The sequence below is a fragment of the Aquibacillus sediminis genome, assembly GCF_005870085.1.
Lineage (GTDB): Bacteria > Bacillota > Bacilli > Bacillales > Amphibacillaceae > Aquibacillus_E > Aquibacillus_E sediminis.
In genome coordinates, this window is sequence record NZ_SZNM01000011.1 from 98012 (window position 1) to 118933 (window position 20922).

General features: G+C 36.8%; 20 protein-coding genes, 2 tRNA genes, 1 other RNA gene and 1 other annotated feature. Of the genes, 15 read left to right on the forward strand and 8 right to left on the reverse strand.

What is annotated here, in order from left to right; genetic code table 11:
- Nucleotides 1-20 precede the first annotated feature (20 nt).
- The 5 genes from pdxS (at nucleotide 21) to proC (ending at nucleotide 4311) form a co-directional block, all read left to right on the forward strand.
- Nucleotides 21-905 carry a pyridoxal 5'-phosphate synthase lyase subunit PdxS gene (gene pdxS / locus FCI53_RS12105; RefSeq protein ID WP_138419195.1) on the forward strand — a complete coding sequence of 295 codons (885 nt, stop codon included), beginning with the start codon at nucleotides 21-23 and terminating at the stop codon, nucleotides 903-905.
- 22 nt (nucleotides 906-927) lie between these two features.
- On the forward strand, nucleotides 928-1518 hold the full coding sequence (gene pdxT, locus FCI53_RS12110; RefSeq protein WP_138419197.1) for a pyridoxal 5'-phosphate synthase glutaminase subunit PdxT: 591 nt from the start codon (nucleotides 928-930) through the stop codon (nucleotides 1516-1518).
- Nucleotides 1519-1530: 12 nt separating this feature from the next.
- Nucleotides 1531-1749, forward strand: a binding site (T-box leader).
- A gap of 99 nt (nucleotides 1750-1848) precedes the next feature.
- Entirely contained in the window at nucleotides 1849-3123 is a 1275-nt protein-coding gene (gene serS / locus FCI53_RS12115) for a serine--tRNA ligase (protein ID WP_138419199.1), read from the forward strand.
- A gap of 151 nt (nucleotides 3124-3274) precedes the next feature.
- Nucleotides 3275-3367 (forward strand) — tRNA-Ser (locus FCI53_RS12120).
- Between the two features lie 77 nt (nucleotides 3368-3444).
- Entirely contained in the window at nucleotides 3445-4311 is an 867-nt protein-coding gene (gene proC / locus FCI53_RS12125) for a pyrroline-5-carboxylate reductase (protein ID WP_138419201.1), read from the forward strand.
- A gap of 384 nt (nucleotides 4312-4695) precedes the next feature.
- On the opposite strand, the gene FCI53_RS12130 is transcribed toward proC, so the two are convergent.
- Both FCI53_RS12130 and FCI53_RS12135 read right to left on the reverse strand, forming a co-directional pair.
- On the reverse strand, nucleotides 4696-5376 hold the full coding sequence (locus FCI53_RS12130; protein WP_138419203.1) for a deoxynucleoside kinase: 681 nt from the start codon (nucleotides 5374-5376) through the stop codon (nucleotides 4696-4698).
- Nucleotides 5376-6014, reverse strand: a complete 639-nt coding sequence (locus FCI53_RS12135) for a deoxynucleoside kinase (RefSeq protein ID WP_138419205.1) — start codon at nucleotides 6012-6014, stop codon at nucleotides 5376-5378. The genes FCI53_RS12130 and FCI53_RS12135 overlap by 1 nt, the downstream gene beginning before the upstream one ends.
- A gap of 188 nt (nucleotides 6015-6202) precedes the next feature.
- On the opposite strand from FCI53_RS12135, the gene FCI53_RS12140 reads away from it, so the two are divergent.
- A tRNA-Arg gene (locus tag FCI53_RS12140) sits at nucleotides 6203-6275 on the forward strand.
- A 127-nt stretch (nucleotides 6276-6402) separates the two neighbouring features.
- Here the strand turns inward: FCI53_RS12140 and FCI53_RS21455 are convergent.
- Genes FCI53_RS21455 through FCI53_RS12155 form a run of 4 tightly spaced genes read right to left on the reverse strand, consistent with a single transcriptional unit; the run spans nucleotide 6403 to nucleotide 10409 of the window.
- Nucleotides 6403-6567 carry a hypothetical protein gene (locus tag FCI53_RS21455; protein ID WP_171038157.1) on the reverse strand — a complete coding sequence of 55 codons (165 nt, stop codon included), beginning with the start codon at nucleotides 6565-6567 and terminating at the stop codon, nucleotides 6403-6405.
- A gap of 3 nt (nucleotides 6568-6570) precedes the next feature.
- On the reverse strand, nucleotides 6571-7818 hold the full coding sequence (locus FCI53_RS12145; protein WP_138419207.1) for a Ger(x)C family spore germination protein: 1248 nt from the start codon (nucleotides 7816-7818) through the stop codon (nucleotides 6571-6573).
- Nucleotides 7815-8906 carry a GerAB/ArcD/ProY family transporter gene (locus FCI53_RS12150; RefSeq protein WP_138419210.1) on the reverse strand — a complete coding sequence of 364 codons (1092 nt, stop codon included), beginning with the start codon at nucleotides 8904-8906 and terminating at the stop codon, nucleotides 7815-7817. The genes FCI53_RS12145 and FCI53_RS12150 overlap by 4 nt, the downstream gene beginning before the upstream one ends.
- Nucleotides 8907-8924: 18 nt before the next feature.
- Complete coding sequence (locus tag FCI53_RS12155) at nucleotides 8925-10409, reverse strand: spore germination protein (RefSeq protein ID WP_138419212.1); 1485 nt, start codon at nucleotides 10407-10409, stop codon at nucleotides 8925-8927.
- Between the two features lie 338 nt (nucleotides 10410-10747).
- Here FCI53_RS12155 and acsA point away from each other — a divergent pair, with 338 nt between their 5' ends.
- Nucleotides 10748-12463 (forward strand): acetate--CoA ligase, encoded by a 1716-nt coding sequence (gene acsA, locus FCI53_RS12160; RefSeq protein WP_138419214.1) that lies wholly within the window; start codon nucleotides 10748-10750, stop codon nucleotides 12461-12463.
- A gap of 76 nt (nucleotides 12464-12539) precedes the next feature.
- Complete coding sequence (locus FCI53_RS12165) at nucleotides 12540-13283, forward strand: DUF3891 family protein (RefSeq protein ID WP_171038158.1); 744 nt, start codon at nucleotides 12540-12542, stop codon at nucleotides 13281-13283.
- A 5-nt stretch (nucleotides 13284-13288) separates the two neighbouring features.
- On the opposite strand, the gene FCI53_RS12170 is transcribed toward FCI53_RS12165, so the two are convergent.
- Nucleotides 13289-13903, reverse strand: a complete 615-nt coding sequence (locus FCI53_RS12170) for a DUF421 domain-containing protein (protein ID WP_138419218.1) — start codon at nucleotides 13901-13903, stop codon at nucleotides 13289-13291.
- A gap of 487 nt (nucleotides 13904-14390) precedes the next feature.
- A complete protein-coding gene (locus FCI53_RS12175; RefSeq protein WP_138419220.1) occupies nucleotides 14391-15680 on the reverse strand; it encodes a glycoside hydrolase family 18 protein in 1290 nt (429 codons plus the stop codon).
- A 170-nt stretch (nucleotides 15681-15850) separates the two neighbouring features.
- On the opposite strand from FCI53_RS12175, the gene tadA reads away from it, so the two are divergent.
- From tadA to FCI53_RS12210, 7 genes are all read left to right on the forward strand, one after another.
- Nucleotides 15851-16315 (forward strand): tRNA adenosine(34) deaminase TadA, encoded by a 465-nt coding sequence (gene tadA, locus FCI53_RS12180; RefSeq protein WP_138419222.1) that lies wholly within the window; start codon nucleotides 15851-15853, stop codon nucleotides 16313-16315.
- Nucleotides 16316-16432: 117 nt separating this feature from the next.
- Nucleotides 16433-16698, forward strand: an RNA gene (gene ffs, locus FCI53_RS12185) — signal recognition particle sRNA large type.
- Between the two features lie 217 nt (nucleotides 16699-16915).
- The gene (gene dnaX / locus FCI53_RS12190) at nucleotides 16916-18616 is read left to right on the forward strand and encodes a DNA polymerase III subunit gamma/tau (RefSeq protein WP_138419224.1); all 1701 of its coding nucleotides are present in this window, start codon (nucleotides 16916-16918) and stop codon (nucleotides 18614-18616) included.
- 27 nt (nucleotides 18617-18643) lie between these two features.
- Nucleotides 18644-18967: a YbaB/EbfC family nucleoid-associated protein gene (locus FCI53_RS12195; protein WP_138419226.1), complete on the forward strand. Its 324-nt coding sequence runs from the start codon at nucleotides 18644-18646 to the stop codon at nucleotides 18965-18967.
- Between the two features lie 12 nt (nucleotides 18968-18979).
- Complete coding sequence (gene recR, locus FCI53_RS12200; protein WP_138419228.1) at nucleotides 18980-19576, forward strand: recombination mediator RecR; 597 nt, start codon at nucleotides 18980-18982, stop codon at nucleotides 19574-19576.
- A gap of 13 nt (nucleotides 19577-19589) precedes the next feature.
- On the forward strand, nucleotides 19590-19805 hold the full coding sequence (locus tag FCI53_RS12205; protein ID WP_138419230.1) for a YaaL family protein: 216 nt from the start codon (nucleotides 19590-19592) through the stop codon (nucleotides 19803-19805).
- Nucleotides 19806-19928: 123 nt separating this feature from the next.
- The gene (locus FCI53_RS12210) at nucleotides 19929-20195 is read left to right on the forward strand and encodes a pro-sigmaK processing inhibitor BofA family protein (RefSeq protein ID WP_138419232.1); all 267 of its coding nucleotides are present in this window, start codon (nucleotides 19929-19931) and stop codon (nucleotides 20193-20195) included.
- The last annotated feature ends 727 nt before the right edge of the window (nucleotides 20196-20922 follow it).

The following is a 20922-nucleotide window of genomic DNA, read 5'->3' on the forward strand; positions in this document are numbered from 1 at the left end:
ACCAGGGGAGGATGCGAAATATGTCTAATTTAGGTACGGATCGAGTAAAAAGAGGAATGGCAGAAATGCAAAAAGGCGGCGTCATTATGGACGTTGTTAATGCAGAACAGGCAAAAATTGCAGAAGATGCTGGTGCGGTAGCAGTTATGGCATTGGAAAGAGTACCATCTGATATTCGTGCAGCAGGTGGAGTTGCAAGAATGGCTGATCCTACAATTGTAGAAGAAGTGATGAATGCAGTTTCCATTCCAGTAATGGCGAAGGCTCGTATTGGTCATATTGTGGAAGCTCGTGTTTTAGAAGCAATGGGTGTGGACTATATTGATGAAAGTGAAGTATTAACACCAGCAGATGAGGAATATCATTTACTAAAAAATGAATATACTGTTCCATTTGTATGTGGTTGCCGTAATATTGGTGAAGCTGCACGTCGTATTGGGGAAGGTGCTTCCATGCTACGTACGAAAGGTGAACCTGGAACTGGTAACATTGTGGAAGCAGTTCGTCACATGCGTGAAGTACAAACACAAATTCGTCAGTTAGTTCATATGTCCAAAGATGAGGTCATGACATTTGCTAGAGATCATGGTGCACCATATGAAGTGTTACTTGATATTAAGGAAAGAGGAAGATTACCAGTTGTTAACTTTGCAGCAGGAGGAGTGGCAACACCAGCCGATGCAGCATTGATGATGCAACTAGGAGCAGACGGTGTCTTTGTTGGTTCTGGTATCTTTAAATCAGATAATCCAGCTAATTTTGCTAAGTCAATTGTTGAGGCTACAACACATTATCAAGATTATGAGCTAATTGGAAAAGTTTCTAAAGGTATGGGAACGGCTATGAAGGGACTTGAAATTGGCACAATCGCTCCAGAACAACGTATGCAAGATCGCGGTTGGTAATGGAAAGAAGGAGTGAGTTACAATGCTTAAAATAGGTGTATTAGGATTACAAGGCGCTATCGAAGAACACATTCGATCCATTGAGGCAACAGGTGCAGAAGGTATTATTATTAAAAAGAAAGAACAACTAGATGAAGTGGATGGTCTAATTTTACCTGGTGGGGAAAGTACAACAATGCGTCGGTTAATCGATCAGTATGATTTCTTCGAAGCATTAGTTAGCTTTGGAGAGCGAGGAAAGCCTATTTTTGGCACATGTGCTGGTTTGATTTTACTTGCAAATGACATTGTTGGGCAAGATGATGCACACTTAAAACTAATGAATATGAAGGTACAACGTAATGCCTTTGGCCGACAAAAGGATAGTTTTGAAGCTAAATTAGATATAAAAGGTGTTGCAGAACAATTTGAAGCAGTGTTTATTCGAGCACCATATATTGCTGAAGTAGGAAACGATGTTGAAGTGTTAGCTACTTATAATGATTCAATTGTTGCTGCTAAGCAAGGGAGTCTACTATGTAGTTCTTTTCATCCAGAATTAACGGATGACCATCGACTTACTGCATATTTTGTTAATATGGTGGAACAATCAAAACAAGAAGTAGTTTCTTAATAATATATATAAAGAGAAATGTTGATAGGAAATAGTAACAGTTTTATTCTTTCTTCAGAGAGCCGATAACAGTGGTGAGAATCGGTGTGAGAATGCTGTGAATCCATCCTGGAGTTAGTATGTTGAAATGTAGTAGGTATACTCGGTTGTTGGCCGTTATCCAACATTGAGCCGGAAGATGTATATGTCTTCAATCAGGGTGGTATCGCGGGAAAAACTCTCGTCCCTATGTTAAGTTAGGGATGGGAGTTTTTCTTTTATTTGTCACCATATTAAAGAGGTTAAGATACAAAGTATAGATAAGAATAAAACATTAAGGAGGAATTACAAATGTTAGATATGAAGTATTTACGTAATCATTTTGACGAGGTAAAGGAAAAGTTAACCCATCGAGGGGAGGATCTTTCTGAACTTGATAAGTTTGGTGATTTAGATGTTAGAAGACGTGAACTAATTGCCGAAACAGAGGAATTAAAAGCAAAAAGAAATGACGTATCTAAACAAATCTCTGTATTGAAGAAAGAAAAGAAAGATGCAGATGATTTAATTGTTGAAATGCGTGAAGTTGGAGAACGCATAAAATCAATTGATACAGAATTAAAAGAAGTGGAAGAGCAACTGCAAACATTGTTGCTTTCTATTCCGAATATTCCTCATGAAAGTACACCGATTGGTGAATCTGAAGATGACAATGTAGAAGCGCGAAAATGGGGGAGTGTATCAGACTTTGATTTTGAACCTAAAGCCCACTGGGATATAGCGACAGACCTTGATATATTAGATTTTGAACGTGCTTCAAAAGTCACAGGCAGTCGTTTTGTTTTCTATAAAGGCCTAGGCGCAAGATTAGAAAGAGCTTTAATGAACTTTATGATGGATTTTCATGCAGATGAACATGGCTATCAAGAAATGCTACCACCGTACATAGTAAACCGCACAAGTATGACTGGAACTGGTCAACTACCAAAATTTGAAGAAGACGCGTTTAAATTAGAAGACTGGGATTATTTCTTAGTACCAACAGCAGAGGTGCCTGTTACCAACTATTATCGTGATGATATTTTATCGGTAGAGGATTTACCTAAGAAGTATGTTGCATTTAGTGCATCCTTCCGTTCTGAGGCGGGTTCTGCTGGAAGGGATACACGAGGATTAATTCGCCAGCACCAATTTAACAAAGTAGAATTAGTTCAGTTTACCAAGCCAGAAGACTCTTACCAAGTACTAGAGGAACTTACAGGTCATGCTGAAAAAATACTACAACTTCTCGAATTACCATACCGTGTGATGAGTATGTGTACAGGTGATTTAGGATTTACTGCTGCCAAGAAGTACGACATTGAAGTATGGATTCCTAGTTATGGTACATACCGTGAAATTTCTTCTTGTTCAAACTTTGAAGATTTCCAAGCAAGAAGAGCTGGCATCCGCTTTAGAAGGGAAGAAAAAGGAAAACCAGAATATGTTCATACGTTAAATGGTTCTGGATTAGCAGTGGGCCGTACGGTCGCAGCTATACTTGAAAACTATCAACAAGAAGATGGGTCTGTTGTTGTTCCAAAAGCGTTAAGACCATATATGGGTGGCAAAGACGTTATTAACTAATGAGGCAAGAAAGGATACCTGCTTCCAAGTTAGGAGGCAGGTTTACTTTAAAAAGTGTTTCTTCTAGATGTATATATAACTTTTATTACATAATGTATGAAGAGTTTGACAAGCTTTTCTAAAGATGCTATTATCATCTTTGTGTTGTTAAGGAGGAGTACCCAAGTCTGGCTGAAGGGAGCGGTCTTGAAAACCGCCAGGGGCTTCACGGCCCGCGGGGGTTCGAATCCCTCCTCCTCCGCCATAACCTATGCGCATAAAAGATTTGGAGATACGAACACAAATCGCTACAGAAATGTGGCGATTTTCTTTATACATTAAATGTCAGAATATTATTTCAATATTTATTGTAAGGAGGAGAATAACTTGAATAAAATAACTTTTGTCGGTGCTGGTTCAATGGCTGAAGCAATTATTGCAGGTATCACATCTAAAAAGTACTTGCCATCAGAGAGTATCTATGTAACCAATAACACAAACCAAGAACGGCTCAATGATTTAGCAAAAAACTATCAAGTAACTGTCTCGTATGATAAAAATATTTTGTTCAATCATTCAGATATCATTGTGTTGTCAATGAAACCGAAAGATGTAACAGCTGCACTTAAGTCGGTTAAACCATTATTACATGAAAACCAATTAGTTTTATCCGTATTAGCAGGCGTATCTACTGATTTTATTTCGAATCAATTAGGTACAAAAAATCCTGTTATCCGGGCGATGCCGAATACATCGGCAACGATTGGACAATCGGCAACATCTATTGCAGCAGGAAAGTATGCAACGAACACCCATGTTCAACAAGTTGATTCATTACTTAATGCAATTGGCACAACCACAATTGTTGAAGAGAGTCAGCTTGATCTTATAACTGCTTTAGCAGGAAGTGGACCAGCTTACTTATATTATACAATTGAATCTATGCAGGAAGCAGCATCACAAGCTGGATTAGATGAAGCTATTTCGAAAGAGTTAATTTTGCAAACATTAGTAGGGGTAACGGAAATGCTAAAGACAACCAGTGAAACACCTTCCACCCTTAGAGAAAAAATCACAAGTCCTGGTGGGACGACAGAAGCAGGTGTAAAAGTTTTACAAAATTATGGTTATCAAGAAGCTTTAATTGCATGTGTAAATAAAGCAGCCGAAAGGTCACAAGAGTTGAGAAGTTTTTTAGAGAGTAAGTAGATTTCGTACGCATGATAATAGAAATGTTTGGTGACTAAGTCGTGTTTAATAGAGGCTCCGGCGTAACTAAAGAAATGACTGGTGCATCTAAGTATGTTGTGGAAATGCACCATGCTCTCTCGACAGATTCGGTCTCAAAAAGTAGTAGAAAGTGTCGAGACAGTGCCTCTCTCGACAGATTCGGTCTCAAAAAGTAGTAGAAAGTGTCGAGACAAGTCCTTTCTCGACACTTTCGGTCTCCCAATTCTACTGAACCTATCATTACATCTAATTCAGATTAAAGAAGAAGGTTACCTCACGTAAAACTTTTGTCGGGTTCTATGTTTATTGCGATGAAATATGTATAAAAAAGGTCAGTCCTAACAATTAGGCTGACCTTTTACTTTATTTAATATGTCTTGATTTCCATTTACGTGATTGTTGAATAAAATGGCCAATTTTTTCAAGAACAGGTTCGATCGACTGTTTATCATCGTGCAAATCATAATCTGCAATATTAATGCGAAGAACTGGACAAGAATTAAAATCATTAATCCAATTTTCATACCGACTATACATTTCTTCCCAATAGCTTAATGGTGTTTGTTGTTCCATTGGACGTCCACGTGCTTTAATTCGACTGATAATATCATCGAATGACCCTTCTAAATAAATAAGTAAATCTGGGTGTGGAAAATAAGGTGTCATCACCATAGCATCAAATAGGTTACGATAGGTTTCATAGTCAACCCCCGTCATCGTCCCTTTTTCATAATGCATTTGTGCAAAAATACCTGTATCTTCATAAATCGAGCGGTCCTGGATAAAGCCACCACCATATTCAAAAATACGTTTTTGTTCCTTAAAGCGCTCAGCAAGGAAATAGATTTGTAGATGGAAACTCCAACGTTCGAAATCTGCATAAAATTTATCAAGGTATGGATTTTTATCCACCTTCTCAAATGAGGTGCGAAAATTCAAGGCTTCTGCCAAGGCATTGGTCATGGTAGATTTTCCAACACCTACGGTTCCAGCAATAGTGATGATACTATCATGTGGTATCTGGTATTTTTCTCTTACATTCATTACATAACTTTCCCTTCAACTAAATACTCTTTTACTTGTTTAATAATTTTTGTTAAATCATCCTGATTTTTAACAAAATCGACCGAATCACCGTTAATACGAATAACAGGAATATCTGGATGCATGTTTTCAAATTCATTCATAAAAACTTTATAGTCACTAGTTAATTGATGCAAGTAAGCAGGTTGAATATTTTTTTCAACTTCACGCCCGCGCTTTTGAATACGTGATAATAATGTATCCAAGCTTGCGTCTAAATAGATCATCATATTCGGTTTAGGCATATCTTCTGTTAATATATGATAAATTTTTTCATATTTATTAAATTGCATCGGTTTTAGGGTACGTTTAGCAAAAATCATATTTTTAGAAATATGATAATCAGCAATCACAGGCTTGTCTTGTTTTAAAAATTTTCTATCTATATCTTCTAATTGCTTGTATCGATTGCATAAAAAAAACATTTCCGTTTGAAAACTCCACTCTTCAATATCATCGTAGAATTTTCCCAAGAAGGGATTTTCTTCGACAATTTCTTTCAACAAATGAAGTTCAAAATAGGAAGCTAATTCTTTTGCTAATGATGTTTTGCCAACCCCAATTGGACCTTCAACAGCAATAAAGGGTAATTGACTCACTTGTCCTCCTCCATTCAATCAGTCATAATTCTACAAACGAAACGTTAAAATGACAGACAAGCTCCATTTTACCACAGGTTGCATGAGAATCGACAGTCCCACCACAATTTTACAAATTTATCACGATTACTTTAAAATTAATCATAAGTTTTGTATAATAAGGTAATAAGGTCGTTAACTCAATATTTGGCTCCATAGCTCAGGGGATAGAGCGTTGGTTTCCTAAACCATGCGTCGCAGGTTCGAATCCTGCTGGGGCCATTATTACAAAAAAAGGAGCAAAGTGTTGATCGCTTTGCTCCTTGTCACCTCAAGAGGTTATTCAAAAGCTTGGTAGAGATGTTGCCTCGAACTTCTACCTTTATTTTATGAATATGCACTTCAATAGTTAAAGAAGGACAACTAACAATATTGGACAAATGAAACATAGGATAGCTAACACGCTAATAGCTAATCCACCCATTTTATTTTTCTCTTTAAAGTTAACTTTTGCATGATAGCCACAATAGCCAACAATAACGAAAGTCAGTAAGAATAAACCTATAGTGATCATTCTTTAATCCCACACTTCCTCAAGGTCTGAGTCTTTTAACATTTTTCCAAATTCTATACGATTCATGTCAAAATTAATGGTCACATCAGCGTTTGGCCAAATTTTTTTATTCCAGTCGGCTTGTTCATACTCTTCAATTGTTTTAAATTGGCTTCGGATGTATATCGACCAATAAAAAGGGTCACTACCGTATTCTTCTTGAGCTTTTTTCACTAATGCGTCAGCTGTTTCTTGTAGCTCACCCTCAACTGATTCCTTCAGTTTTTCTCTATGTTTCTTATGATTAGTATAATCAATTAAACTGGGGACAGCTAATACCTCTAATTGAAAAGGAACGGTAACATCAATTTTAGTTGGTCCTTCTTTTTTATAATCTACTTCTACCTTGGTTTCATCTTTTTTCGATAAATCACCAGCAACTTGGTACTCTTTATTTATTGGGTCTTGAAACGTAACAAGTAAATCCTTCATGTCTAGCGTGTTATCTAATATTAAAGCTATTCTTGTCTCTTCCCCATTTAGTATATCGATCATTTTTCCCTCTTTAAAAACGGCGGCCCCCATAAACTGTGTTGGATTTCCACCTTCTTTTGGAATTTGGCCAGCGATATACTCATCCACATTCCCTTCTGTTTTGTCGTCCTCCCCCTGTGTTGTTGCATACATCGCTAAGAATAGGTCAGCATCACCTTCTGTTAGTTGAAAAAAACGGTGAATAGTAGATTGGGGCACAATACCAGTTTCTGTCGAGCGACCAAGCATTAATTGGTAGTACTTATGTGGCCTTGTCTCTAGTTGTGGTTGATTTGTTTCAATAAAGGTTCTTGTGTCTTCTTTAGTTACTACGATATTTACTTGTCTTCTAATTTCGGATGTTCGTGATGCACCTTGCATTCCGCGTAAAAAACTTTCAGATCGCGCTAATTCCTCAGAAACAAATAAAACTTTTGTATGGTCAAGGGTAATATTTTTAGCGACAAAAGAATTAGCTGTTGCTGTGGCTGTCATAAAATCAATACCCTGTACGGTTACTAATTCGAATGGTGCTTCATCACTACTTCCCCCCGTGATCGATGATCCCACCTCTGGATTAGCAATTTGATAAGTAAGGTCATACGTGTTTTCTTTTTCCCCTTTGTCAACACCTATTGCAACGACATATGCTTGTTGTTCCAACTCTGTCTTGTCGTAACAACCAGTTAACAAGAGGGTGATTAAAGACAAAAGTAAACTATATTTTAGCTTTCTCATGACCGTTTTAAATCCCCCTTTATTAGCGCAGTTAACCATAATAGGACAGGTAGTAAAACAAAAACAGGGGTAGATATAGTTAGAAGTGTCTCACGTAAATATAATTCGTTGATAACGGCATTTTCTGTTAATAGTCCTAATGTGACAGTAATAAAACCAAGAGGAAGTAACAATGTTTCATATTCCTTCACATTAAATACATAGCCAAAAATCATCGCTATTAAGTAGAGATAAATAATAAAACGCAGATAAGCAGCAGATAACCAAAATACCATAAAAAATGTTTCCACATTGGTGAAAAAATCCCCAAAGTTAACAAACTGTGTAATATCATGATAAGGATAAGCTAACTTTTCAATAGAGTTGTAATCAAAAATAAGCGCATATAGTAAAAAGAAGAAGACTAATTCAAACGAAACAAGCGCAAAACCAATTTTGCTTCCTCTTTGAAAGATTTTTGTATTCCTAAAGGAAGTATATGCGATCGTTAGTATAATAAACTCAGAGAAGATAGAAGCCTTTTTAATCCCTTGAGTTAAAATAACATCTAAACCGTTACCAAATATAGGAAATATTCGGTACCATGTGATTTGACCTAAAATCAGAAACCCAAGAAAAAACATGGAAATTTTTATAAATGGAAGTATAATCCACGAAGTCACACCAATGGTTTCAAATCCTCTTTTTGCTCCAAAGAAGCATACAGCAATAAAAATATAAAAAATAGATGCTGTTGGTGATTCAGGAAAATAGAGTAACTTTATTTCTTCTACATAATTCCGGCTATCTAGAATCATTAAGGCAAATGAAAGTAAAAATATGGTGAAACCAGTGAACTTACCGATAAAATTGCCAAGTAAATGTTCAATAAGCTCAATTAAATTTTTATCCTTAAACTTTCTTAATAAATATAAAAGTAGGAAGAAAGGGGGGAGCATCACCAGTAATGACACAACGATAATTAACCAATACGCATTCTGTGCATGTTGAGAAAACATTGCTGCTGTTGAATCAGACATCTTTACCCCAATAAATAATAAAATAATCGCTAATAATTCTTTTGTTTTTAAGGTTTTATCCGTGTTCATACAATCGAACCACCTATGTTAATTAGTTTGCTTTTTCTTTATATCTTTTGGTTGGACATTGCCTGATCTCCAAATTTCTTTTTTGACAATCTTTCTGAATAGATTATTACCAGGCGATTTATAACCAGGTGATAGCGGAGAAAAGAACGGAACTCCAAAGGATTTTAACGAAGCTAAGTACATCATCCATAATAGAAATGCTCCAGTTAAACTGAACATTCCGAACCAACCAGCTGCAAAGATAAAGATAAATCTCGAAATACGTATGGAGTAGTTCATACTAACATCTACGACAGCAAAAGAGGTAAGACCTGAAAGTGCAACAACCAACACGATTATTGGACTAATAACATTTGCTTCCACTGCAGCTTGTCCTAATATTAGGGCTCCAACAATACCGATGGTTGGACCTAGTGGGTTGGGAATGCGAATACCAGCTTCACGAATTAACTCAAATGCAACCTCCATTAATAGGACTTCTAATATTAATGGGAAAGGTACACGTTCTCTTGCGGATGTGATCGCCAATAATAAATCAGGTGGAATCATTTGGCTGTGAAAGGTGGAAATACCTACATAGATTGAAGAAACAAAAACTGTTATAAAAAACGCTATGAAACGAATGATACGGGTGAAATTTCCAAATAAAAATCGTAAATAGCGGTCTTCAGGTGAATGAAAAAATGCCCAAAAGGTAATCGGAACAACTAAGCATGCTGGTGAGTTATCCATTAATAGAACAATATACCCTTCTTCTATATAGGAAGCTGCATTATCTGGCCGTTCTGTATATAAAATTGATGGGACAATCGAATAAGGTCGCTCCTCAATATGCTGTTCTAGGATTTCAATGTTGCGAACATTATCTGCTGTAATATTTTTAATACGGTCTTTCACATTTTTTAGTATTTCTCCATTAACCAGGTCACCAACATATAGCATATTTACTTCCATTTTTGAACGCTCGCCTATTTTATGTGTTTCATTAATGAGTTGCTTGTCATGAAACCTCTTTCTGATTAACGAGATGTTAGTATTAAGAGATTCTGTAAAGGCCTCTTTTGGTCCCTTAATGATACTTTCGTTTTCGGATTTTTCTATACCACGTTCTTGAAATTGAGCGATATCAACAGAATAGGCAGTATCATTACCATTCTCAAAGATAATCGCTTTTCCACTGTTTATATGCTCTACCACATCTTCAAAAGTGTTTACTTCATTAATACTCTCAAGGGTAACTACTTCCTTTAAATCTTTACCAACGTTTTCTAACAATGGTCGAATAATGCCTTTGTACAATTTATCTCCATTTACAATCGTAGCGTAGTAATAGATGGCAACTTTTTCTTCAGAGTATCTAGCAACAATCTCACGAACAGCAAAATCACTGTTGATCTTAGCGGAAAAAAGTTGTCCAATGTACTTATCATTAGTTGCTAACTTTTTGTTAATCGGTTTATAGTTACTCTGTTGTTTATCTTTCTTTTTTACAAATGGAAACACATCCTCACCCTCTCGAGCGTCATTCTGTGTTGATAGTGTTTGTTGAACAAAGAGAAAATATGAAAAAAACTAAAAAAATGCTGGGCTAACAAATACTTGTTTGGAGATACATGTAGAGGTGGAAGGTTTTATGTCAATAAAAGTAACTATTTGTTGAACTGTTTTTTATATGTATTGTTGCTAAGAACTTTAAAAATGTTATAAAAACATTTATAATAAAATCGAATGCAGAAAATTTATAAAATTATAAATTTATTCAAACGGTACTTCATAGTATGGTAGAGGGTTTACTTAACAACATCTGAAACCGTTTCCAAATTTTAGAATGAGGTGATTAGATGGATATGCAACCAATTCCTGCAAGAGAGGGAAATCATAATCTAACGAACTATGAAGAGAAGCGAGAGAATTTTAACTGGGAAGAGGTTAAGCGTAATTTTAGCTGGTACCAATCAGGTAAAGTAAACATGGCTTATGAGGCAATTGATCGTCATGCCGAAAACCCAACCAAAAAAGATCAAGCAGCATTGATCTACTCTTCACCAGATCGAGAAGAAACGTTAACATTTGCTGATCTAAGAAATAAGAGTAACCAGTTTGCAAATGTTTTAAAGAAACATGGTGTTGAAAAAGGGGACAGAGTTTTTCTATTTATGCCGAGAAGTCCAGAGTTTTACGCGAGTTTCTTTGGGATACTTAAAACTGGTGCAATTGCTGGTCCATTGTTTGAAGCGTTTATGGAGCAAGCAGTTCGAGATCGATTAGAAGATAGTGAAGCGAGCATGTTAATTACAACTCCAGACCTCCTAGAACGAGTACCTCAAGATGAACTACCTCAACTTAAGAAAATTGTACTTGTTGGTGATCACGCAGAAACAGCTGACAAGTATATTGATTATTATAGCGAAATGAAAAAAGCTTCCGATCAGTTTGATATTGAGTGGGTTGATCTAGAAGATGGCATGTTACTACATTATACCTCTGGTTCAACTGGTAAACCAAAAGGGGTTTATCATGTTCACAATGCAATGATTCAGCACTATGCAACAGCAGAATGGGTTTTAGATCTTAAAGAAGATGATATTTACTGGTGTACAGCAGACCCTGGTTGGGTAACAGGCACAAGCTATGGAATCTTTGCCCCATGGTTACACGGAATAACCAATGTTGTTCGTGGAGGACGTTTCACACCTGAATCATGGTATGGAACGCTTGATCAGTATAATGTATCTGTCTGGTATTCTGCTCCTACTGCATTTCGTAAGCTAGTAAGTGCTGGAGAAGAAGTCGTTAAACAATTTGATCTGTCTTCCTTAAGACATGTACTAAGTGTTGGGGAGCCACTTAACCCTGAAGTAATCACATGGGGCGTAGATGCATTTAACCTTAGAATTCACGATACATGGTGGATGACAGAAACAGGTGCAATGTTAATTGTTAACTATCCATCAATGGATATTCGACCAGGTTCAATGGGTAAACCAATTCCAGGTGTAGAAGCAGCCATCGTAGATAACGAAGGAAATGAACTACCACCTAACCAAATGGGGAACCTAGCAATCAAACAAGGCTGGCCTTCGATGATGCGCGCGGTTTGGAAGAACCCTGGAAAATATGAGAGTTACTTCATTAATGGATGGTACGTTTCTGGTGATAGTGCCTATATGGATGAAGATGGTTATTTCTGGTTCCAAGGTAGACTGGATGATGTGATTAATACATCTGGTGAACGTGTTGGACCATTTGAAGTGGAAAGTAAACTGATTGAGCATCCAGCTGTGGCGGAAGCGGGTGTTATTGGAAAACCGCACCCTGAACGTGGTGAAATTATTAAAGCATTCATCACTCTAAATGCTGGCTATAAGGCTTCCGATGAATTAACTGAAGATATCCGTAAATTTGTCAAAACAGGTTTAAGTGCACATGCTGCACCAAGAGAAATTGAGGTGAAAGATACAATTCCAAAGACTAGAAGTGGTAAAATTATGCGCCGCCTCTTGAAATCATGGGAACTCGGTCTACCAACTGGGGATACCTCTACATTAGAAGAATAATAACAAACCCTCGACATCAGAGTTTGCGTAACATGCTCTGATGTCGATTATTATGGTATAAACAAGGGGGTGGATGATGTTGATTGTTAGGGACAATGAAGTTGGTTATGTGGTAGTGAAACAACATGACCATGCAATAATTTCCTACCAAATTGCACAACAGATAAAAAATGAGGATTTTTCATATCAAGAGCGAAAGCAAGATGTACTTTATGCTATAAAATACCATGATCGTGCATGGATTCCGCTTGACCAATATGTGCGATGGGATGAAGATAACCGGCCATATGATTTTAATAGTTATCCAATGGAAGAGAAGTTACATGCATATAAACAAGGAATAAAAGAAGTAGAACAAGTCAATCCGTATAGCGCACTTCTTTGTAGTAAGCATTATTTGTCTTTTTTTGAACAAGCATCAATTGACCAAGTCATTGAACAATTCATAGACCATGAACAAAAGCGTTGTGACCAGTTGACTCAATACCTCAAATTTGGTGAAACTGAGCACATGGTTTTAAACCATTTAAAGTTACTACAATTCTGTGATGATTTATCCTTATATATATGCATTAATAAACCAGGGGCAACAAAAAAAGAAGAATGGCCATGGTTTCGTAATGGGTTCAGACAGTTCTTGCCGTCTGTTAATGGTCAAATTACTGCTTATTGGCTGGATGAATCAACGGTCCAGTTAAAGCCATATCCTTTTGATAAAGCCATTTCGATTATACTACCTTATTACCAAGTGACATCTGATCAACCAACCGTATTAAATGCACAAAACTACAATACGAAAAAAATCACACTCGTACCTTAAGCAGGTTATTGTAAGTAATCTCTATTATCAGATTTGTTACCATTTTTTAATTCGTTAAAGAGATGATCATTGTTTTCTGTTTGGTCATGAGTTGGATAAATTGGCAAATACGAAGGGTTAAGCATACTTGGATTTATCATTTTTTTAAATTCGCCAATTGTTAATGGTTTGGCATCTTCTTTTAATTCATATCCTAGTTTACCATTAGGTTCTAAGGTTGCTGTTTTAATATCAGACAGTTTACTTACACCTTGTTGCCGAATAAACATCTCTAGTTGGTCAACGGTTAATCGATGTTTTTTTAATTGGTCGGACTGTATTTTTCCATCCTCAATAATCACTTTAGATTTACCAGTAATTAATTTTTCAATGACATTAAATTTCAGTTGTGCCCACTCTAAAATGATGAGAGATAGGATGAAAATGGCAGTAGCGACAATTGTGCGAACAACACTTGTCTCGATAATTGGTTGAATAATAATGGAACCAATAGAAATCATAATAACCGTTTGTGCAAGTGTCATTTGTGAAATGGATTTTCTTCCTGCAATACGCAACAGTAAGACGCCAGCAAAGACTAACAGAAATGATTTTAAAACAAACTCTAGATCAACATTCATGTGACTCACTCCAGTTTATCCTAAATTTTAAACGAGACCTTATTTCATTTAACTGATATAAATTTCTTAGGTTTTAAATTGGTTTTGATGTGATTACCAATGATGGAACTAATACTGTCAATTTTAAAAATAGTCTGTGTAGAAATGGCTACATTTATTAAGCTTTAATGATTGTCTGTGTCGTTTATTCTAGTTAACAGATCTTTTTCTTATCCGAACAAATGCTACGAGCTTCTTCCAATTAAGTGATGCTTCCCTTGTTCAAGATTTACCGTTTAGTTATGTTATATATTTTTTCCCCTAAAAGCTGTTAAAGAGTAATAGTCACAAACCACCAAAGGTATCTGCTATATTGCAAATCCCTCGCTCAACAGAGGTGAAACCAACTATATAGAAATAAAGCAAAGGCATTAACTATGTAAAAAAGCTAGAGAACGATTAGTATTCTCTAGCTTTAATTGAAGTGTTGTTGTAAAGTTTAATTTTATTATTCACTCTTTCTAATTGTGAAATTATCTTGCAATAACAACCAATTTTGAGGGAAAGCTAACCCTAACTTCCAATAACTAATCCCTCTTAAATTTAACTCCTTAATAAGATCAAATTTGGTTTGAATCGATCTTGCATCTTCAAACCAAACTTCATGTTGATTCCCCTCAGCATCTGTATAGAAAAAGAAAGGTGCTTGGGCTTCTTGATCATATTCAATTGCTACATTGTTTTCTCTAGCTAATGCTATTGCTTGTTGTGGACTTATGGCTTGTGCATAGTCACCACCAGGTTCATACGGTAGTGTCCAATCATATCCATATAAGTTTTGCCCAAGCATAATTTTATTTGCGGGCATTTCCGTCAAGGCGTACTCTACAACTTCACGAACTGGATTGATTGGGGATACAGCCATTGCCGGACCGCCACTATAGCCCCATTCATAGGTCATCAAAACAACGAAATCAGCTATTTCACCATGTGCCGCATAATCATGGGCTTCATACCATTCCCCTTCTTGGGTAGCGCTGGTTTTGGGAGCTAATGCTGTTGACATTAGTAATCCTTCATTTTCTAATCGCTGTTTCGCTTTTCTTAGGAAGTTATTGTAATCTTCTTTGTTTTCAGGTGGTAAAAATTCGAAATCAAAGTGTACATCTTGATAGCCTACTTGTTGAGCTGTGGTAACAATATTATCTAATAGGTTATTTTGGACATTTTCATCTGTTACAATAATTCTACCAAGATCCGCACTAAATTCTCCTTCCTCTAAGTTTGTCACTACAAGCATTTGGGTGGCATTATTAGCTGTTGCAATGGCTGCAAAATCATCTAGTGGCGGGGCGATTAAATCCCCTTCACGGGTAATTCGATAATTAAAAGGTGCAAGATAAGTGAGATAAGGAGCATTTTTTCGTGCAGAGTTTTCAAGTGTTTCGGAAACTGTTTCTCCTGTTGGTTCTACATATGCATTTACTTCAATGGTTGGTTTTGGTTGTTCAGGAATATACAGACGGAATCCTACAGATAATGGTTGATCTACTGATAAATTATTGATATTTGCTAGCTCTTGATAAGGAATGCCGAATTGCTGGCCGATAGAATATAAACTATCACCAGGTTGAACAAAATAAAATTGGCCAACAATTGGAATGACTAATGATTGACCAATAACTAACTCTGATGGTGTCTCTAATTCATTTGCCTCTGTTAGTGCGTCAGCGGTTGTTCCATAACTGTTAGCAATGGAATAAACTGAATCACCTGATTGTACAACATGTATTTGCAAACGAAGTTCCTCCTCTCAAATTATAACCAAGATATCCGTTAGTAGCCTATGAAAAAAAGAGGTTACTGGTTACACAAGAAAGACTGTTGTTTTAGTTAATGAGTTGGTATTTTGCCAGTTATTTCGATATGATAAAGATAAGAATTTAAAACAAAAGAGTGTGATTAAAAATGGATGATAATCATTTTATGAATATGGCAATAGAAGAAGCAAAAAAGGCTGAAACATTAGGAGAGGTACCGATTGGTGCCATTATTGTTTATCAAGATCGGGTAATTGCTTCAGCCTTTAATTTACGGGAGTCTTTACAAACAACTGCTTCTCATGCTGAATTACTTGCAATTGATAAAGCAAATGAAGTAATGGGGAGTTGGCGTTTAGAAGGATGTACATTGTATGTTACACTTGAACCATGTCCAATGTGTGCAGGTGCTATATTGCAATCAAGAATACCAAGAGTAGTGTTTGGTGCGTATGATGCGAAGGCTGGCTGTGCGGGTACATTATTGAATTTGCTAGATGATGACCGATTTAACCATACGGTAGATGTTACAGGTGGGGTTGAGCAAGAAACTTGTGGCCAGCTTTTGAGTGAATTTTTTAGGAAAATAAGAGCAAAGAAAAGCGGCAATTAAACTCTGATTGTAAATATACAAATATTTACAGCTAATTTTGATTGCATTTTAAGATAAAAGTCGCTATACTTGTAATTGCGCTAAACAAAGCGCACAAAAAAATAATGATTACATTTGCCGTGCTAGGCGGGGAGGTAGCGGTGCCCTGTACTCGCAATCCGCTATAGCGAGGCTGAATCCCTGTCTGAGGTGAAGCGATTTCAAGGTCTGCCTTAAGGGAATGGTGTTGACACTCGGGTCCTGCGCAACGGGAACCCGTGAACCCTGTCAGGTCCGGAAGGAAGCAGCAGTAAGCGGTCATTCTCGTGTGCCGCGGGGAAGCCTGAGTCGAGCCATGAACTTAAGTAACGCTTGGGGTTGTTTCATCAAAGATGGGTGCACGGCGTTTATATTTAATGTAAATTCAACCTCTTGTCTAATAAGGCAAGAGGTTTTGTATTATGTACATAATTGTGTGGGTGTTTGGATATAATGGTTCACATTGGAGATTAAGTTCGGTTATAATAGAAAGGGAATAAAGTGTAATTCATCGGTTATGGGCTTCATTACCTACTGATGGATAGTTAAAAGAATTGGAGATAATGGAGAGGGTTGTGAATAATGAGCTATCAAGCACTATATCGCGTTTGGCGTCCAACAAGTTTTTTAGATGTAGTAGGACAAACACATATTACTCGAACCTTACAAAATGCGATTATGCAAGAGAAGTTTTCTCATGCTTACTTATTTTCAGGCCCTCGAGGAACCGGTAAAACCAGTGCCGCCAAAATTTTCGCCAAGACCGTTAACTGTGAAAAGTCACCTGTAATGGAACCGTGTAATGAGTGTGATGCATGTAAAGGAATTCAAGACGGATCCATTTCAGATATTATTGAAATTGATGCGGCATCTAATAATGGTGTGGAACAAATAAGAGATATTCGAGATAAAGTGAAATATGCGCCAAGTGCCGTTAAATACAAGGTGTATATTATTGATGAGGTCCATATGTTATCGATCGGTGCATTTAATGCACTGTTGAAAACATTAGAAGAACCTCCAAAGCATGTTATCTTTATCTTGGCAACAACCGAACCACATAAAATTCCTTTAACAATTATTTCACGTTGTCAACGTTTCGATTTCAAACGAATATCACAATCGTCCATGGTGGATAGAATGCAAACCATAGCGGAAGCGGAAGGAATCTCTGTAACAAAGGAGGCGCTGGATGCAGTAGCGCTATCTGCTGAAGGTGGTATGCGGGATGCACTGAGTTTACTGGATCAGGCTATCTCTTATAGTGAAGAGCAAGTAGTGTTAGAGGATGTGTTAGCTGTTACTGGTTCTGTTTCCCAGCAAAAGTTAACACATATTGTATCTGCAATGTATGAAAAAGATGTACAGCAGGCCTTACAATCTGTTGATGATTTAATTCAACAAGGAAAAGACCCTGGTCGGTTTGTATTTGATTTGATTTACTATTTACGGGATATTCTGATGTATCGAAGTGCCCCTTCATTAGAAACGATGTTAGAGCGGGCGTTAGCTGATGAGGAATTCAAGCAATTAGCTAATAAAATGGATGCAGATTGGATTCAACGGGCCATTACCGAGCTTAACCAATGTCAACAAGATATTAAATGGACGAACAGTCCGAAGGTATTTATTGAAATTGCAATATTGAATATAACTGATCAACAGCAAAAGCAACCTAACGAGTCTGTGGAAGAAAATACATTAGCAAAGCAACTGATGCAAAAGGTAGAAAAGTTAGAGACCGAGCTAATGTCTATTAAGCAAAATGGAGTTGCGGTAACAAGTGAAGACACCGGGCAATCCAAACCGGCAAAAAGAGCCCCAGCAAGATCAAGTAAAACTAGTTACAAAATACCTTTTGAACGAATTAGAAAAGTATTAGGTGAAGCTTCAAAGTCAGAATTGAAAAAAGTCCAATCACAATGGGCAGCATTTATGGAGCAACTTAAAAAACAAAGCGCTCCAGCGCATGCCACGATTCAAAATAGTAAACCAAGAGCTGCTTCGGAGAGTCACTTGGTGGTCGCCTTTAAATATGAAATCCACTGTTCACTTGCATTGGATCACCAACAAACGATAGAATCATTATTGGCAAGTATATTTGGAAAACAATTGCAAATCCTTCCAATTCCAGAAGTGAATTGGCAAGAGTTGCGAGAAGAATATGTTAAGAAACAACGCCAACAAGAAAATGACAGTGGTGAAGAAGCTCAAGAGGCTGATCCATTGGTGGAAGAAGCGCGAAAACTTGTTGGTGACGACTTAATAGAAGTTCATGAATAATTCAATTAATACTAAGGAGGGATTTCCATGCGTGGTGGTGGAAATATGAATAAGATGATGAAACAAATGCAAAAAATGCAGAAGGATATGATGAAGGCTCAAGAAGAATTACAAGAAATGAGCTTTGAAGCTACTGCAGGCGGCGGAATGGTAAAGATAACCGCAAACGGAAAGAAAGAAATAACAGATATTGAAATTAATGAAGAAGCAGTGGATCCTGATGATGTGGAAATGTTACAAGATTTAATCCTTGCTGCAACGAACGAGGTTCTTAAGCAAGTAGAAGAAAAGACAAATGATACAATGGGACAATTCACAAAAGGAATGAATTTACCAGGAGGAATGTTCTAAGGGGGAGGTAACATGTACTATCCTGAACCGATTTCAAAGCTTATTGATAGCTTTACAAAGTTGCCAGGAATTGGGCCGAAAACGGCTGTTCGCCTGGCTTTTTTTGTTTTAGATATGAAGGAAGATGATGTATTAGACTTTGCTAAGTCACTAGTTAATGCGAAAAGAGAACTAACACATTGCTCAATATGTGGACATATTACAGATCAAGATCCTTGTTCAATCTGCCAAGATGAAACCAGGGATAAAACGTACATTTGTGTTGTACAAGATCCCAAAGATGTTATAGCAATGGAGAAAATGAAGGAATTTGGTGGAAAGTACCATGTGTTACATGGCGCCATATCACCAATGGATGGGATTGGACCAGAAGATATTAATGTTCCAAGCTTATTAAATAGACTAAAGGACGAAGAAGTCAAGGAACTAATCTTAGCCACCAACCCAAATATCGAAGGCGAGGCAACAGCTATGTATATTTCGCGATTAGTAAAACCATCAGGAGTGAAAATAACAAGGATTGCTCATGGACTTCCGATGGGTGGCGATCTTGAATATGCAGATGAGGTTACATTGTCTAAAGCGTTAGAAGGAAGAAGAGAACTTTAAAGTAGGTGGCTATATGTCCGTGCGTAAAAAAATGAAAAAGCGTGATATGGATAAACAATTACTAGAGGATATCAACAGATTCAAAAGAGAATGGTTAAATATAAGTTCGATCTTAGAAAGAAGTATTGACTCGAGTGAAAAAGGACAATTTGAACTTTCAGTCGCAGAAGCGAAGTATCTGTACTTATTAAGGGAAGCTCGCCATAGAAAGGTTAATGCCTTGCAATAGTAAAGTGAATCTTAATAGTTCCAATGCAAAAAAAGAATAATTAGAATCAATCTCTCGCTAGTTCTATTTTTATTTGTATTTTCATAGTGTATAGAAAAGGACAAGCAAACAGGGGGGTTGAGAATGGATTCGATGTTTATTGTGTTTGGTGTAGTAGCTATGATTACAATTTTATTAATTGTTGGTGCTCCACTAAAACCAATGCGATTTCTAGCGCAAGGTACTGTAAAGTTAGTAATAGGAGTTTTATTTTTATTCTTTTTTAATGTTTTTGGTGCATCGATAGGACTTCATTTACCAATCAATTTTTTCACTGCAATAATTGCAGGGTTTTTAGGCATTCCAGGCATAGCCTCTTTAACAGCACTGCATATATTTGTATTAGGATAAAGGGCTTTTGGGCTCTTTTTTTTTACTATTATACAACCGCTTCGGTAGAATACTCCTTTTCCATGGGCGCAACCTCGGACCAACACGATGTTGGTCACGCAGGCGTTGCTCACGTGTCCGTGGCGATCTTAGCCTACGTTCCTTAATCCAATGCAGGATCTTCCGATTGCGCGCTGGCCCCAGGAACGGGAATGTCTTTCCGTAGCGCTTGTTAGCACTCATTTTAAAAGAATGAATGGAAGTCACGATGAAGAATGTCGGATTTTCTATTAATTACAACACGAAAACCAAGAAGAGCACTGTTAATGTAACGCTCTATTCAGTGCAATTGTATGTTTTTAACAGTTTGTTAGAGAAAACGATCTACAACAATAAGTAGAGTGAAATAGTATGAATGGTTGACTGAGGAGTATTATAGTGTTATATTAGATATTCGACAGCGAAGTTCGACATTAAAAAATATTGTTGACTTAACGTTGAAAAGGTGATATATTATTATTTGTCGCTTCACAGACGACAGACATTCGATTGTTTAAGAAAAAGTATTGACAGTTGAATGTGCAGTTGATATAATGAATTTTGTCGAAAAAACAATAGACATTTGATCTTTGAAAACTGAACAAAACAACCAGTATGAAACAGATCAGGTAAAACGTTTCATTTATTTGAAACAGACTACCCTGAATCAATTTTTAAAAGCTAGTTTTTGAAACGAGCAAGCAAGCTC

What these genes read in the sequence shown, in the direction of transcription:
- pdxS (WP_138419195.1), top strand. Translation starts at nt 21, where the DNA reads ATGTCTAATTTAGGTACGGATCGAGTAAAAAGAGGAATGGCAGAAATG.
- pdxT (WP_138419197.1), top strand. Translation starts at nt 928, where the DNA reads ATGCTTAAAATAGGTGTATTAGGATTACAAGGCGCTATCGAAGAACAC.
- serS (WP_138419199.1), top strand. Translation starts at nt 1,849, where the DNA reads ATGTTAGATATGAAGTATTTACGTAATCATTTTGACGAGGTAAAGGAA.
- proC (WP_138419201.1), top strand. Translation starts at nt 3,445, where the DNA reads ATGTCAGAATATTATTTCAATATTTATTGTAAGGAGGAGAATAACTTG.
- FCI53_RS12130 (WP_138419203.1), bottom strand. Translation starts at nt 5,376, where the DNA reads ATGAATGTAAGAGAAAAATACCAGATACCACATGATAGTATCATCACT.
- FCI53_RS21455 (WP_171038157.1), bottom strand. Translation starts at nt 6,567, where the DNA reads ATGATCACTATAGGTTTATTCTTACTGACTTTCGTTATTGTTGGCTAT.
- FCI53_RS12145 (WP_138419207.1), bottom strand. Translation starts at nt 7,818, where the DNA reads ATGAGAAAGCTAAAATATAGTTTACTTTTGTCTTTAATCACCCTCTTG.
- FCI53_RS12150 (WP_138419210.1), bottom strand. Translation starts at nt 8,906, where the DNA reads ATGAACACGGATAAAACCTTAAAAACAAAAGAATTATTAGCGATTATT.
- acsA (WP_138419214.1), top strand. Translation starts at nt 10,748, where the DNA reads ATGGATATGCAACCAATTCCTGCAAGAGAGGGAAATCATAATCTAACG.
- FCI53_RS12165 (WP_171038158.1), top strand. Translation starts at nt 12,540, where the DNA reads ATGTTGATTGTTAGGGACAATGAAGTTGGTTATGTGGTAGTGAAACAA.
- FCI53_RS12170 (WP_138419218.1), bottom strand. Translation starts at nt 13,903, where the DNA reads ATGAATGTTGATCTAGAGTTTGTTTTAAAATCATTTCTGTTAGTCTTT.
- tadA (WP_138419222.1), top strand. Translation starts at nt 15,851, where the DNA reads ATGGATGATAATCATTTTATGAATATGGCAATAGAAGAAGCAAAAAAG.
- dnaX (WP_138419224.1), top strand. Translation starts at nt 16,916, where the DNA reads ATGAGCTATCAAGCACTATATCGCGTTTGGCGTCCAACAAGTTTTTTA.
- FCI53_RS12195 (WP_138419226.1), top strand. Translation starts at nt 18,644, where the DNA reads ATGCGTGGTGGTGGAAATATGAATAAGATGATGAAACAAATGCAAAAA.
- recR (WP_138419228.1), top strand. Translation starts at nt 18,980, where the DNA reads ATGTACTATCCTGAACCGATTTCAAAGCTTATTGATAGCTTTACAAAG.
- FCI53_RS12205 (WP_138419230.1), top strand. Translation starts at nt 19,590, where the DNA reads ATGTCCGTGCGTAAAAAAATGAAAAAGCGTGATATGGATAAACAATTA.
- FCI53_RS12210 (WP_138419232.1), top strand. Translation starts at nt 19,929, where the DNA reads ATGGATTCGATGTTTATTGTGTTTGGTGTAGTAGCTATGATTACAATT.